This window comes from Hymenobacter psychrophilus, assembly GCF_900107135.1.
Taxonomy (GTDB): Bacteria; Bacteroidota; Bacteroidia; order Cytophagales; family Hymenobacteraceae; genus Hymenobacter; species Hymenobacter psychrophilus.
On record NZ_FNOV01000006.1, the window covers coordinates 210,762 to 225,210 of the forward strand.

General features: G+C 59.7%; 9 protein-coding genes. 3 read left to right on the forward strand and 6 right to left on the reverse strand.

The features are described 5' to 3' along the window. Positions 1-17: 17 nt before the first annotated feature. Positions 18-1,664: an FAD-dependent oxidoreductase gene (locus BLW21_RS10915; protein WP_092739909.1), complete on the reverse strand. Its 1,647-nt coding sequence runs from the start codon at positions 1,662-1,664 to the stop codon at positions 18-20. Positions 1,665-1,809: 145 nt separating this feature from the next. Between BLW21_RS10915 and BLW21_RS10920 the strand changes: the two genes are divergently transcribed. Beyond that, positions 1,810-2,058: a hypothetical protein gene (locus tag BLW21_RS10920; RefSeq protein ID WP_092739911.1), complete on the forward strand. Its 249-nt coding sequence runs from the start codon at positions 1,810-1,812 to the stop codon at positions 2,056-2,058. A gap of 80 nt (positions 2,059-2,138) precedes the next feature. On the opposite strand, the gene BLW21_RS10925 is transcribed toward BLW21_RS10920, so the two are convergent. The 3 genes from BLW21_RS10925 to asnS form a co-directional block, all read right to left on the reverse strand. Beyond that, positions 2,139-3,836: a DUF8201 family protein gene (locus BLW21_RS10925; protein ID WP_092739913.1), complete on the reverse strand. Its 1,698-nt coding sequence runs from the start codon at positions 3,834-3,836 to the stop codon at positions 2,139-2,141. A gap of 204 nt (positions 3,837-4,040) precedes the next feature. After that, entirely contained in the window at positions 4,041-5,456 is a 1,416-nt protein-coding gene (locus tag BLW21_RS10930) for an ATP-binding protein (RefSeq protein WP_217633856.1), read from the reverse strand. 12 nt (positions 5,457-5,468) lie between these two features. Then, positions 5,469-6,875, reverse strand: coding sequence for an asparagine--tRNA ligase (gene asnS, locus BLW21_RS10935; RefSeq protein ID WP_092739915.1), 1,407 nt, complete (start codon positions 6,873-6,875; stop codon positions 5,469-5,471). 269 nt (positions 6,876-7,144) lie between these two features. On the opposite strand from asnS, the gene rpoN reads away from it, so the two are divergent. Then, positions 7,145-8,734, forward strand: a complete 1,590-nt coding sequence (rpoN, locus tag BLW21_RS10940) for an RNA polymerase factor sigma-54 (protein WP_092739917.1) — start codon at positions 7,145-7,147, stop codon at positions 8,732-8,734. Positions 8,735-8,924: 190 nt separating this feature from the next. Here the strand turns inward: rpoN and BLW21_RS10945 are convergent, their stop codons facing one another. Continuing rightward, positions 8,925-11,951: a M16 family metallopeptidase gene (locus BLW21_RS10945; RefSeq protein WP_092739918.1), complete on the reverse strand. Its 3,027-nt coding sequence runs from the start codon at positions 11,949-11,951 to the stop codon at positions 8,925-8,927. A gap of 161 nt (positions 11,952-12,112) precedes the next feature. Between BLW21_RS10945 and BLW21_RS10950 the strand changes: the two genes are divergently transcribed. Further along, positions 12,113-12,508 (forward strand): hypothetical protein, encoded by a 396-nt coding sequence (locus tag BLW21_RS10950; protein ID WP_092739920.1) that lies wholly within the window; start codon positions 12,113-12,115, stop codon positions 12,506-12,508. Between the two features lie 155 nt (positions 12,509-12,663). On the opposite strand, the gene BLW21_RS21835 is transcribed toward BLW21_RS10950, so the two are convergent. After that, complete coding sequence (locus BLW21_RS21835) at positions 12,664-14,343, reverse strand: MFS transporter (protein WP_092739922.1); 1,680 nt, start codon at positions 14,341-14,343, stop codon at positions 12,664-12,666. Between the last annotated feature and the right edge of the window lie 106 nt (positions 14,344-14,449).

The following is a 14,449-nucleotide window of genomic DNA, read 5'->3' on the forward strand; positions in this document are numbered from 1 at the left end:
TTGAGCTACCTGAAATTTTAGCGCCCCAGCAGCTTTGCCCAATCCGTTTTGCGGCGGGCAGCGGTGGGCGTGGGCATCTGGTCGTGGCGGAACAGCGCCTCAATTATCATCATGTCGTCGTCGCGGCCCATGCCGGCAGCGGCTATCAGGCGGTTGCGGTGGGCATAGAGGGCCAGGAAATTCTGGCGGCGCACGTCGCCGTGGAAGATGATTTCGTCCCACTCGGGGGCGTGGCCGGCGTAGCGCAGGCTCTTGCCGTACTGTTGAGTCCAGAAGAAGGGCACCTCGGCAAAGGCTACTTCCTGGCCCAGCATGTTGCGGGCGGCGCAGGCGCCGTGCTGCTGGGCCAGCCGCCAATGCTCAATGCGGTGCTGGCCCAGGCCCGCCGCCAGCGGGAAGCGGGCCGCGTCGCCGGCCGCGTACACGTTTTCGGCCGCCTGCAGGTGGCTGTCTACGCGCAGGCCGCCATCTTTGTCCAGTTCGAAGGCCTCAGCCAGAAACCCGGTAGTGGGCTGCACACCCACGCCCAGCACCACCAGGTCGGCGGGCAGGCGCTGGCCTGAGGCCAGGCGCACGGCCGTTACGCGGCCGTTTTCACCCTCCAGGGCCTCAACTTCCACTTCCGCCTTGAACCGCACGCCGTGGCGGCGGTGCAGGTTGCGGAACATCGCCCCGATTTTTGGGCCCAATGACTTTTCGAACGGCTCTTTATCGCGCGCAAGCACCGTAACGCGCCGTTCCTGGGTAGCCTGCGCCTCGTTTTCGGCGGCCAGGCTGGCGGCGGCTTCCATGCCAATAAAACTGCTGCCGATGATAATTACGTGCCGAGCGGCGGCGGCAGCTTCCCGAATCCGGGTTGCATCCTGGGCCGTACGCAGGGGCAGCACGCCGGCCAGCTCGTGGCCGGGCAGCTTCGGCAGGGTATTGGGCTGGCTACCCGGGGCCAGCAACAGCTTATCATAGCGCAGTGGGTCGCGGCCGGTTAGCGTCAGTAGTTGGTCGGCCAGGTTCAGGCCGGTGGCGCGGGTATCGGTCAGGACCTCGATTTGGTGCTGTTCGTAGAAAGCGGGCTTACGCAGCGGCAGGGCCGATTTATCGGCCTTGCCAACCAGATAAGCCTTGCTGAGCTTGGTGCGGTCGTAGGGCGCGGCCGGATCGGCGCCGACCAGTACGAGGCGGCCCCCGAAACCCTCAGCGCGTAGCGTCTGGGCGGCAAACTGCCCGGCCGCCCCAGCGCCCACAATCACGAAGGTGCGCTGGTCGGGCGCGGCGCGGTCGGGCGCCGGCGGGTTACCGCCCACCAGGGCCGTGGGCGTAGCGTCGGGACTTTCGGCGGACGCGGTGGGGTGACGGGGTAGCGTTACCCACACGCGGCCGTCGGCCACGCGCACGGGGTAGGTGGGCAGGTCGTCGAGGGCCGGGGGCTGGCACAGGTGGCCATCATCCACCCGGAAGCAGGCGTGGTGCCAGGGGCAAACGATTTGGTCGTTGATGATGCGGCCTTTTTCGAGCGGAGCCCCGTAGTGCGGGCAGCGGGCGGCCAGGGCCCGGTATTGCCCCTGGCGGCGCACCAGCAGCACTTCGGTTTCGGGGGTGGCGGGGTAGGTGCGCATTTCGCCGTCCCGGAGGGCGTCGGCGGGGGCGAGGTTTATTTCAGAAGGCATGGCAGCAGGTGAAGGATGGCTGCTTATGCCAACGCGCCGAAGCTGAGGCAGGTTATAAAAGCTGCCTGGTTTACAACGGCCTCGTCCCACTCATCCTGCAGGCCTAGCGGCGCGTACAAGCAGGAATCATCAAGCTGTTTCTGCCATGTCTGCTCCCTACCAACCCATCAGCTGCTCCTTCTACGACGAGTTGGAGGCCCGCGCCACCACCGGCCAGCCCTGCACCCTCACCTACCGCACCGAGCCCGACACGCCGCCCAGCACCTACCACGGCATCATTCAGGATTTGTTCATCCAGGACAAAGTGGAGTACCTGCGCCTGGCCGATGGCTTCGAGCTGCGGCTGGACAACCTGCTGGCCGTGGATGACAAGGAGTTGCGGAATTACTGCTGAGTCTGCCTGCTGACAGAAGTCGGCAATGCGCCCGGTAATTCGGATAACGCTTTGCAAATGAGCGTCGCCAACTACTATCCTCACTCCAGCCCGCGGCGGAAACCCTGGCTGATGCGGGGGCCGCGCCAATGCAGATCGGGCGGCAGGCGGCCGGCAGCGCAGGGCAGGGGGCAATTATTGCAGCGGAAGCCGGAGCCCCGGATGCCCAGCCGCACGGGGCGGCCTTCAAGGCGGGTGGAGGCAATGGGCAACGCGGCATAAGGAGCCGGCCGAAACCAGGTGGCCGGGCTGAACGCGCCGATTTCGTGGCGCAGGCCGTTGAGGCCATACACCAGTGCCAGCGCCAGCACAGCCCGCCGCAGCCAGGGGTCACCGGGTAAGCCGCCCGCCAGTAGCGCCGCCCCCACCGCTGCGGCCCCAATCAGGTAACCGTAGCCAAACCGGAAGGCCGGGGCAGCCGCAAACCACAGCCCGCAGCAGGCCAGCAGCAGGCCAAACAGGACGGTGGCAGACCGCTGCTGCCGGGCCGGGCTCAACAGCTGCCGCAGGGCCAACAGCAGCGCCAATGCAACTATAATCAGAGCCAGAACCTGATCGTGAGGAGCTTGCTGCCGCCACCAGAACGGTACCCAGGCCAGGGCTGGCTGGTGGCCACCGGTAACCCAGTCGCCGGCCGGCCACCGGGCGAAGTAGCGGATTTCCAGCAGGTCGGCGACGGCCTGGGTGGCGGGCACGGTCCAGTCGAGAGGCAATGCGGCCCAGGGTGCCAGCGGGTACACCGGGTAGCCCGACAATACCACGTTGCGCCCCAGCCAGGGCAGGGCGACTAAAGCCCCGATCAGGCAGGCCAACCCTACAAGGCGCGGCATCGAAAGATTGGTCGGCCGCAGCCGCCACAGCGCGAAGCCCAGCGGCAGCGCCAGGTAGCCGGCCGAAGCTTTATACGTTACGGCCGTGGCCAGCAGCGCCACCAGCAACCCGGCTTCGGCCCGGCTCAGTTGCACCGAGCCACCGGGGGCCAGCAGCTTTTCCAGCAGCCAGCCCAGCACGAGCAGCGTGAGAATGGTCACGCCGCTGTCGGGCATGGGCGACGAAATCCAGGGGCGAAAAGCAATGAAAACGAAAACCAAGCTGAGCCCGCCGTACACGGCCAGCACCGCCGCCGGCCGGGGCCGGGCCAACTGCCGGGCGGCGTAACTAATGAGCAGCACGAACCAGAAGCTGCTCGCTGCCTGCTGCCCCAGCGAAGCCCAGGGGCCGTTGGCGCGGGCACTGAAAAAACCCGTGAGCAGGTGCAGATGCGAGTTGAAGGCCAGCCGGCCGTGCAAATTGCCCAGGCCCGGCACCACCGGGTAGGTTTGCAGCCACTGCACCGTTTGGGCGTGGTACAAGCCGGTATCCGAGAGAATGGGCATCTGCGCGGCGTGCAGCAGCAGCAGCGCCCCGAACACCAAGGCCAGTGCCACGGCACCCAACCAGCCCGGCTCCTGCCACGAGGCCCGTAACTCAACCCACCACGTTTGCCGAACCACCGCTGGCGCCTTTAGCAAGCACCAGAATCCGTAGCCCACCGCTGCCGCAGTCAGACCCAACTGCACCCCCGGCCCAATGCTCAACCCAAACGACAGCAGCGCCAGCAGCCAGCTCAGGCCCGCCAGCCCTACCGCCAGCCGCAGCTCGGGCGGCAGCGTGGGAGCCAGCCGGGGCCCCGCCAGCGCGTGGCCCAGCCCGTAGCTCACGCCCGCCACCCACAGCCACAACAGAAGCACCAGCAGCATCGTCAGAGAAGGGGCAAAAGGTGTGTAGTATGGAAGGTGTTACTAAGTGGACTAATTATATCAGCCTGGAAACAGTAGCAGCTGCTCTTTAAAACAAAGACAGTCGCTGATATAAATATTGCTAAATAACCAGATATTGAAGGAATTGCGGAGTCGCTAATAGAGGAAATTAGGCAATAGATTAAACTATCATTTTGTTTGTTTTTAGGAACCAAAAAGAGGTAACACACTAAGATTATTATTTGTGCTTTGCGGCATTCTATATGCTGCGTTGTAGCGAGTTGTACCTGGAATTAATTCTATAAGATTTTTCTTGACCATTAGTTGCAATACTCTCTTCATTTGGTTTTCAGATCCTATGTAGCATATTTCCCTAGCAATTTTGTTGTTGATACTATAGTTTGATTTTAGAAAATCCAAAATAAGCTCTTGAGGAGTAGCAAGCTTTTCGTGCTTCAGACTTACTTTGACATAATTCCCCTCCTGTAAAATTAAAGGAGGCTTTAATTTCATCTCTCTCATTGCAGTGAATGCTGTATTCAGGCCTTCACCAACATCTTTATTAGGAGGGTTTGGGAATTTGTTTATAAGTCTGACGATAATACCATTTCTTGCGAATCTTTCAGACAAAATATTTTCTGTAGTGATATGAGCCGGTAAAGTGCCTGGACTAATCACTTCTACTCTGTTGTCGAATATACGTATATGTATATCATCAGAAATACTATAATCCCTATGCAATACTGCATTAGTGATTATTTCGTGCAAAGCAGTTTCAGGGTAAGTGACGTATTCCAGACCAGCAGCTGTAGATACTCTTACGGATTGAATTACATTAACTGTTTTTTGTAATGCATTTTGTATCTGAATATAAGCATTTCCATCTATTGATATTGGATCAAAATCTAAAGCCGCTCTGGTTCCCTCATCGTCAGATGTTTTGTATCTATAGACTTTCAAGCCACAGCGTTTTGCCAGAATAGATTGAGGCTCATCCGAATATAAAATTATCCCTGCAACAACTGGCTTGTTATTGCGAATTAATTGTTGTTTTCTGAGCCAGGATTCTGGTTCAGAATGAGGAATGACCTCATACATAAATTCATAAACGGAAAGAGAATTTGTTATCGTATCTATGTCAGCATTAATAGTTTCTATTTCAAAAGATGTAATTCCTTTATTACGCTCTAGGCGTTTGACGTCTTTTTCATCAGTATAAGGCAAATTTTGCGCGCCTCTTCTTACGTACACCTGACCATCAGACGATTTTTTTATCGAACCTGACTTAGAAATATCAACTTTAAGTATGTATCCTTCTTGTTTTACATTATTCAAAAATGAATATTCGAATCCATCCCCTAGAGGAAAAAGCATCTCAAATGCTTGTAGATGTCCATTTATATCTTCTATTCGCGGGAATCCTTCCCAAAAGTTTTTATTTAAATTTTTATCTTCTCTAATGCCAATGTATAGCTCACCTCCCTCCGCATTAGCGAAGGCAGCAATTGTTTTTGTAAGCTTAGCAGGTTTTATCTCCTTAGACTTTACATCCAGGAAATGACCTTCTTCAAGAAGTAATATTTTTTCTACTTCTTCATCTGTGACTGAGAGAGTCTTCACGCTATATATAGATTAAAACTCCGCGCTGCCCGGAAACCGCGGAAACGGTATCACGTCGCGGATGTTGGCCATGCCGGTGATGAAGAGGATGAGGCGCTCGAAGCCCAGGCCGAAGCCGGCGTGCGGCGCGGTGCCGTACTGGCGCAGCTCCAGGTACCACCACAGGTCCTGCTCGTGCACCTGCATGGCGGCCATGCGGTCCTTCAGCTTGGTCAGGTCTTCCTCGCGCTGCGAGCCGCCGATGATTTCGCCGATGCCGGGGAAGAGCACATCCATGGCGCGCACGGTCTGGCCGTCGTCGTTGAGCTTCATGTAGAAGGCCTTGATATCCTTAGGGTAATCGGTCAGGATAACGGGCTTCTTGAAGTGCTTCTCTACCAGGTAGCGCTCATGCTCGCTCTGCAGGTCGGTGCCCCAATCTACCGGGAACTCGAACTTCTGCTTGGCTTTCTTGAGGATTTCGACGGCCTCGGTGTAGGTCAGGCGCTGGAAATCGTTGTCGACCACGAACTGCAGGCGGGTGAGCAACTCCTTGTCGTACTGCTCGTTGAGGAACTTGAGGTCATCCTCGCAGTGGGCCAGGGCGTAGCGCACGAGGCTCTTGAGGAAGTCCTCGGCCAGGTCCATGTTGTCCTGCAGGTCGTTGAAGGCCACTTCGGGCTCAATCATCCAGAACTCGGCCAGGTGGCGGGCGGTGTTGGAATTCTCGGCCCGGAACGTGGGGCCGAACGTGTACACCTTGCCTAGGGCCATGGCGGCCACCTCGGCCTCCAACTGCCCCGATACGGTGAGGTTGGTCTGCTTACCGAAGAAATCCTGCGCGTAATCCACGCCGGCTTTGTCCTCGGTCAGGGGCGGGTTCTGGTCGGGCAGCGTGGTTACGCGGAACATCTGGCCAGCACCCTCGGCGTCGGAGCCCGTCACGATGGGCGTGTGGACGTAGTAGAAGCCGTGGTCGTTGAAGTACTGATGCACGGCGAAGGCCATGGCGTGCCGGATGCGCAGGATGGCCCCGAACGTGTTGGTACGGGGGCGCAGGTGGGCAATGCCGCGCAGGAATTCGAGCGTGTGGCCCTTCTTCTGCAGTGGATAGGTGGTGGTATCGGCCGAGCCGTAGACCGTAATTTCGTCGGCCTGAATTTCGACGGCCTGGCCCTTGCCCTGCGAGGCCACCAACCGGCCGCGCACGGCCACGGCGGCGCCGTTTTCCACGCCGTCGGCCCGCAGCTTTTCCTCCGGAAACTGCTCGGCGTTGGCTACCACCTGAATGGAGTTGAAGCCCGAGCCGTCGTTGAGGGCGATGAACTGCACGTATTTGTTGCCGCGGCGGGTGCGCACCCAGCCTTTCACCAGCACCTCGCGGTCGAGGTCGGTGCTGCGCAGCAGGTCCTGCACGCTGGTTTTTCGGAGGTCGGACATGGTCGGAGTCGTAAGTTGTCTGCAAAGGTAGAAATGTAGGGCGAAGCGCCACTTTGTCCTGGTCCGAACCAGCCGCAGTTCCCGCCGGGCGCTAATCCGCCCTGGCTACCAGAACCGGCAGAGACGGAGCCTCCGTATCTAAGCCAGGGAAACGAGGCACCGCTCCACGATATATCCCAACTTTTTCGGCCCAACTCAAGTACAGAAAGGCCTATATTTGGCTTTACCTCCCCGTTTCGTAACCCGGCGGGGCGTACCGTTTTTAGCGTATGCAACGACTGGACATGAAGCAGCTTCTTTCGCAGAAGCTGAGCCCCCAACAGATTCAATTCATCAAACTGCTCCAGATTCCGACGGCCGAGTTGGAGGCGCGCATCAAGGAGGAGCTAGAGGTGAATCCGGCCTTGGAAGAAGGCGAGGACGAGCCCGAAGACGAGTTCGACGACCTCGACAGCGGCGACGATGACGCGGACGACGACTTCGACGACCCCGACGCGGCCCTCGATAACCCCGACAACACGCTCGACGAGGACTACGACGCCGACCAGCGCGACGAGCAGCCCGAAGTAGAGTTGCCCGTGAAGGAGGAGCCGACCGAGGCCCCAGAATCAAGTTCGGAGTCGGAAGACCTTGACTTGAGCGACTACCTCAACGACGACGAAATAGCCGGCTACAAAATGCAGGGCGACGGCCCCGGCGAGGACGACGACGGCCGCGAAATGCCTCTGGCCGACACCAGCGGCTCGCTCATGGACAACCTGCTCAGCCAGCTCGGCTTTTCGGGCCTCGACGAGCGGCAGCAAATCATCGGCCGCCAGCTCATCGGTTCCATCGATGGCGACGGCTACATCCGGCGCGACTTATCGGCCATTGCCAACGACCTGGCTTTCTCGCAGAACCTGGAGGTGAGCGTGCCCGAAGTGGAAGGCGTGCTGCACGTGGTGCAAACCTTCGATCCGGCCGGTATTGGCGCCCGCGACCTGCAGGAATGCCTGTTGCTGCAGCTGGAGCGTCGGCCCCAGGACGAAGCTATTGAAAATGCCGAGCGCATTCTGCAGGACACCTACGAGGAGTTTACCAAAAAGCACTACCAGCGGATTCAGCAGAAGCTCGACCTCGAAGACGACGAAATAAAGGAGGCTATCGGCCTCATTCTTAAGCTAAACCCCAAGCCCGGCGGCAGTGGCCCGGTGGGCGGCGGCAAAATCCAGTACATCATCCCCGACTTCCTGCTCAGCCACGATAACGGCCAGTTCAACCTCACGCTCAACACCCGCAACGCCCCCGAGCTGCGCGTGTCGCCGGCCTACACCGAGATGTTCCGGGCCTACGACAAGGCGTCGAAGAAGGATAAGAAGATGAAGGAGGCCGTGACGTTCGTCAAGCAGAAGCTCGACTCGGCCAAGTGGTTTATCGACGCCATCCGGCAGCGCCAGAACACGCTGCTGCGCACCATGGACGCTATTGTGCGCTACCAGCGCGAGTTCTTCGAGGAGGGCGACGAAAGCAAGCTGCGCCCCATGATTTTGAAGGATATTGCCCTGGAAATCAGCATGGACATCAGCACCGTGAGCCGGGTGGCCAACTCGAAAGCCGTGCAGACGGAGTTCGGCATCTACCCGCTCAAGTACTTCTTCTCCGAAGGCATTGCCACCGATTCGGGTGAAGATGCCAGCTCGCGCGAGGTGAAATACATCCTCAAGGAAATCATCGAGGGCGAGCAGAAAAAGAAGCCCCTCTCCGACGATAAGCTGGAGAAGATGCTGAACGCCCGGGGCTACAACATTGCCCGCCGCACGGTGGCCAAGTACCGCGAGCAGCTCAACATTCCAGTGGCAAGGCTGCGCAAGGAGTTGTAAGCTGAACGTCATTCAGAGCGCAGCGAAGAATCTCGCGTGCTGACGTTGAGTTACTAACCCTAACGTCAGCACGCGAGATTCTTCGCTCCGCTCAGAATGACGTTCAACCATACTAACAGTCGTCGTTACCTAAAACGGCCCGGTTCGCACAATGCGAACCGGGCCGTTTTAGTTAGTCACAAGCTAAGAACTAATCTTTGTCCTTGTCGCGCTTGGACTTCGTCTTCTCCTTTTTGCCCTTGGCGCTTTTGGTCACCACTTTCATCTTCTCCACGTCCATGCCGGGGGCCATTGCCGCGGGTGTGGGCACGGAGGTAGCAGTAGCAGTTACGCGGTTGCCGTCGTTGTCGAGCTCCACTACCTCGTAGCCCAGCTCCGAGAGGCCGGGGAAGGCCTTGGTCCGGTCGCCCACGACCACGATGTACATGTTATCGGCGGGCAGATACTTCTGGGCAATGCCCTGCACGTCCTCCTTCTTGAGGTTGTTGAGAATCTCGCTCTGCTGCTTCACGTAGTCCAGCGGCAGGTCATACTCCACGAGGCGGCTCAGAAAGGCGGCCTTCTGCTGGCCGGTTTCGTAGCGCAACGCGTCGCTCTGGCCCACCGAAGCCTGCAGGAACTGCAACTCCTCGTCGGTAATACCGTTGCGGTAGCCCTTGATTTCCGACATAAACTCCTTCACCGAAGCCGCCGTGGCATCGGCGCGCACGCCGGCCGAAGCGGTGTACGGACCGGCGTAGCGGGTGCCCTGGAAGCCCGAGCGGGCACCGTAGGTGTAGCCTTTGTCCTCGCGCAGGTTCAGGTTGATGCGCGAGTTGAAGGCGCCGCCCAGCAGGTAGTTGCTCAGGTAAGCGCGGTAGTAGTCGCCGGTGGCGTCGTAGGTGAGGGGCGAGAGGTAGCCCACCCGGATTTCCGACTGCGCCGCGCCTTCCTTGTTCACGAAGTAAATGCGCGTTTTTTCGGGCTGGGTGGCCTTTTCGCCGGCCGGCAGGCTAATCTGCTTCTGCTGCCAGCCCTTAAGGAAGCCCAGTTGCTTGGTCAGCGTAGCCTGGTCAACGTCGCCGGTAGCCACGAGGTAGCTTACGTTGGGCGCGTAGTAGTCCTGGTAGAACTTCTTCACGTCGTCGAGCGTGAGGCTGCCGACCGTGGCGGCCGTGCCGCTCGACGGCACGCTCATGATGTCGGCCGGGTTGTACACCAGCCGGTCGAAGGTGTTGTTGGCAATAACTACCGGCTGGGTTACCTGGTTGGCAATGCCTTCGAGGGCTTGCTTCTTGAGGCGGGCGAAATCCGCCTCATCGAAGCGCGGGTGCATGAGGCGCTGCTCGAGCAGGGCCATGGTGGCAGGCAGGTTCTTGGTCAGGCTCTGCACGTACACGGTCGTGTTGTCGTCGCCGGCACCTACCCGGATGGCGCTGCCGAGCTTGTCGAGCTCCGAGCTGAACTGCTCCGAAGTGTATTTTTCAGTACCCTCGTTCATCATCGCGGCCGTGAGGGCGGCAATGCCGGCCTTATTACGGTCCATCTGCTCCAGGCGGCGGCCGCCGCGCATGGTCAGCAGCATGGTGGCAGTCGGAATTTCGGTGTTACGGTTGCCCATCAGGCGCAGGCCGTTATCGAGCTTGCTCTGCCACACCACGGGCACCTGCACCAGCGGCGCGGCCCCGCCCTTCGGCTGCTTGGTGCGGTCGAAGTTATCGGTGGGCTTGGTGTAGGCGAGACCCTCGTAACCGTAGTTGGGGGCTTGGTAGCCGTCTTTCGAAGCAGTGAAGTTGTCGGGCTTCAGGGGGGGGATAGCGCCGCTCTTGGGTACCACGCTCAGCACCACGGCATGCTTTCCTTTGATATACTGGTTGTACACCCGGTTCACATCGGCCGGCGTTACGGCCCGTAGCTGCTTGAGCTCCAGGGGCAGGCGGTTGGGGTTGTTGTAGTAGGTTTGGTTGGCGGCCAGCTGGCTCACCTTGCCGCTCACGCTGGCCAGGCTGTTCACCACCTGCGCCTCGGTGCTCGACTTGAAGCGGGCCACCTGCTCGGCCGTGGCGCCGGTGCGCTCAAACTCGGCCAGCGAGCCGCGGGCTATCATTTCGAGGCTATCGAGGGTTTTGCCGGGGAAGGGCAGCATCACCATGGTAAACTCACCGGCCAGCTCCGAGCTGGAGTTGTAGGCCTGGGCCTGCACGGCACGCTGGGACTTGATGAGGTTCTTGTAGAGCAGCGAGTTCTTGCCCTGCCCAATGATTTCGGCCAGCGCGTCGAGCGCGTACTCGTCGGGGTGGCCGGCGGGTACGGTCGGGAATACCACCTGCAGCATCGGGAAGCGCACGTTGTCCTGGTAGCTCACGTAGCGGTCCTGGGCCAGCACGGGGGCCGCCAGCTTCTGGGCGGCCACGGCAGGGCCCTTCGGAATGGAGCCGAAGTACTTGGCAGCCAGCATCACAACGTCGGCAGCCTTCACGTCGCCGCCCACCGTGAGCGTGGCGTTGTTGGGGCCGTACCAGCGCATGAAAAAGTTCTTCAGGTCGTCGACGTTGGAGCGGTCCAGGTCTTCGAGGTAGCCAATGGTGAGCCAGCTATAGGGGTGGCCATAGGGGTAGAGCGTCTTCGAGACGTTTTCGGAAGCCAGGCCGTAGGGGCGGTTGTCGTAGTTCTGGCCCCGCTCGTTTTTCACGGTCGAACGCTGCACCTCGAACTTCTGCTGGGTTACGGCATCGAGCAGGAAACCCATGCGGTCGGCTTCGAGCCAGAGCGCGGTTTCGAGCTGGTTGCTCGGCACGGTTTCGTAGTAGTTGGTCCGGTCGCGGTTGGTGCTACCATTGAGCGTGCCGCCGGCGGCGGTTACCAGCTTAAAGTGCTGCTCGTCGCCCACGTTGTCGGAGCCCTGGAACATCATGTGCTCGAAGAAGTGGGCAAAGCCCGACTTGCCAATCTGCTCGCGGGCCGAACCTACGTGGTAGGTTACATCGACGTGCACCAGCGGGTCGGAGTGGTCCTCGGTGACAACTACCGTCAGGCCGTTGGGGAGCACGTACTTTTCGTACGGAATTACCAGTTCGCCAGGCTTCTGGGTTACTTTCTCCACCAGTCTGGCCCCGCCCATCATCGGAGCGGCCATAGTTTTAGACTTGGTAGTGGGCGTGGTTTTTTTCTGGGCCAGCGCGGGCTGAATCGATAGCGTGGCGCCGAGGCCCAGCAGCAACAGGTGGTTGCGCGTCATAAATTAGCGGAAATGGAGTGGGGTGGATTGGAGCCGGAAGATACGCAGCGAAGGACGAACCCCTAACTGCCCGCGTTGCATTGGCCAATGGGCGTACTCGGTTGTTCATATAGTCTACATGTGCCCCAGGCGTATCTTTGCCGCCTGCCTTATTCCTGCTGATGTCTGCTGCCGATTACGTCCTCATCTCCTACCGCCCCGACCTGCACCTGCTGATTATGCGCTGGACGCGGCCCGCCACGCCGGCTGAACACCGCGCCGGCTACCAGCAGGCGCTGCGTGTGGCCCAGCCCGTGCAGGCCGGCCGCTGGCTCATCGATCTGCGCAGCCGCGGCCTGGCCGACCCCGCCGACCTGCGCTGGATACTGCACGACTTCCGGGCCGAGTTGCGGGCGGCGCTACCCGGCGTAGCCTGCCGCATTGCCTACTTCACCACCCCCTACCACGCCGACATGCTGGCCAGCCGCCTGCAGGAAATGAATGCAGGCGCCACCAGTGGCTTGGAGTTCCAGGTATTTGTGGAAGAAACGCCCGCCTACCAGTGGCTGGGTGCATGAGGACTTGAGCGGCTCGGCCGCCGGACGAAACCGTGCTGCCATTGCGCGCAAAAAAAGGGCCTTGGCCGGAGAAGCAGACCGTAACAACGAATCTTCTTCTCTGGCCAAGGCCCTTACTTATTTACTGCGTTGCCGGCTGGTTAGGCCGCGCCAACTCACAGCCGCGGATCGGTTTCTACAGGAGCGTCGTAGCCACCGCCCGGCAAAGCCACAGGCTCGGCTGAAACCAGCCGGATATCGTCGGCGTCATCGACGCGCAGCGTGAGCAGGCCGCCAATAACCATCGTAACTCCGCCCAGCACCAGTACCGAGAGGGTATTGCCGCTGAACAGGTGGATGGTGAGGAAGCCTAGTACCGTAGCCGCTACAATCTGCGGAATGACGATGAAAAAGTTGAATACGCCCATATAGTAGCCCATGCGGTTGGCCGGCAGCGCGCCGGCCAGCATGGCGTAGGGCATCGACAGAATGCTGGCCCAGGCAATACCCACCAACCCCATGGCCACAGCCAACAGGGCCGGCGTATCCACAAAGCGCAGGGAAATCAGGCCTAAGCCACCCACTACTAGGCACAGCATGTGCGTGAAGCGGCGACTGGTGCGGCGGGCCAGTACCGGCAGCAGGAAAGCGAACAGGGCGGCCACGCCGTTGCGCACCGACGAGCAAATGCCCAGCCAGTCGGCCCCGTCGTTGTACTGTTGCTGCACCCGGGTGAGCGTAGCAACTTCGGCGGGGGTAAAATCAGTGCTCTTCAGCGCATAACCCGCCAGGTTGGTGGTTATCACCTTGTCGGGGCTGCCGGACTGAAAGCGGTTGATATCGGCCAAATCGTTGCGGAGTGCAGTGAGCTCCTTGGCTTGCATCTCAGTAGTCGTGGCGGCGCTCAGGTCGAAGAAGCTTTTGGCCGCCACGTCTTTTACGGAAGCGGAGGCCGCCTGCACCCGCTGCTCGATTTTGGCAAACAGCTGGTTGTCTACGTGCATGTCGTAGATGTTGCTGGTGATGGCGTTGGTGGAGTAAATCCACATGGCAAACAGGGCAAACCAAGTGAAAAGCTGCACCACGGCTAGCTGTTGCATGGCCTTGGGCATATGGAAAATGCCCATAAACGACTCTTTCAACCCGTCGAATACCCGGGTGCCGGCTTTTTCGCGCTCAAACTCGGCCATGTCGGCCGGCGGGTACTCGCGGGTGGTGAGCACGGTGTACATCACGGCCAAAAAGAACGCCACGCCGCCCGCGTAAAACGCATATTTCACGGAGGGTGGAATCTGGCCCTGCGGGGCCGTGTTGGCAATATCGAACAGGTTGGTGAACACCCACGGCAGCCCGGCCGCGATTACCGAGCCCACGCCAATAAAAAAACTTTGGGTCGCAAAACCCGTAGTCCGCTGGTTGTTAGGCAACAGGTCGCCGACAAAGGCCCGGAACGGTTCCATCGAAATATTGATACTCGCATCCATCACCCACAGCATCCCGGCCGCTATCAGCAGCGACCCCGAATTGGGCATAATAAACAACGAGAGCGTAGCCAGCACCGCACCCAAGAAAAAGAACGGTCGTCGGCGGCCCCAAGTAGGGTGCCAGGTGCGGTCGGAAAAATAGCCGATGATGGGCTGCACGAGCAGGCCGGTGAGCGGGGCGGCAATCCAGAGCAGCGGCAGGTCGTCTTTGCTGGCGCCCAGCGTTTCAAAAATGCGGCTCACGTTGGAGTTCTGCAGCTCGAAGCCGAACTGGATACCCAGAAAGCCGAAGCTCATGTTCCAGATTTGCCAGAAGCTCATGCGGGGCTTGTCGCGGGTGTCGGCCGAAACTGTGGCGGTGGGGGAAGCCATTTTTTGGGAAGTGAGAAGTGAGAACGGAGAGGCGGGAAGCAGCAATGAAGTGCGATAAGGTGGAAGTGAGATGGACGTTCAGCTCAACCTCTATATCCGCTCTTAT

Excerpts from the sequence above, each read along its gene's own strand:
- BLW21_RS10950 (WP_092739920.1), top strand. The coding sequence starts at position 12,113 with ATGTCTGCTGCCGATTACGTCCTCATCTCCTACCGCCCCGACCTGCAC.
- rpoN (WP_092739917.1), top strand. The coding sequence starts at position 7,145 with ATGCAACGACTGGACATGAAGCAGCTTCTTTCGCAGAAGCTGAGCCCC.
- BLW21_RS10915 (WP_092739909.1), bottom strand. The coding sequence starts at position 1,664 with ATGCCTTCTGAAATAAACCTCGCCCCCGCCGACGCCCTCCGGGACGGC.
- BLW21_RS10920 (WP_092739911.1), top strand. The coding sequence starts at position 1,810 with ATGTCTGCTCCCTACCAACCCATCAGCTGCTCCTTCTACGACGAGTTG.
- asnS (WP_092739915.1), bottom strand. The coding sequence starts at position 6,875 with ATGTCCGACCTCCGAAAAACCAGCGTGCAGGACCTGCTGCGCAGCACC.
- BLW21_RS10925 (WP_092739913.1), bottom strand. The coding sequence starts at position 3,836 with ATGCTGCTGGTGCTTCTGTTGTGGCTGTGGGTGGCGGGCGTGAGCTAC.
- BLW21_RS10945 (WP_092739918.1), bottom strand. The coding sequence starts at position 11,951 with ATGACGCGCAACCACCTGTTGCTGCTGGGCCTCGGCGCCACGCTATCG.
- BLW21_RS21835 (WP_092739922.1), bottom strand. The coding sequence starts at position 14,343 with ATGGCTTCCCCCACCGCCACAGTTTCGGCCGACACCCGCGACAAGCCC.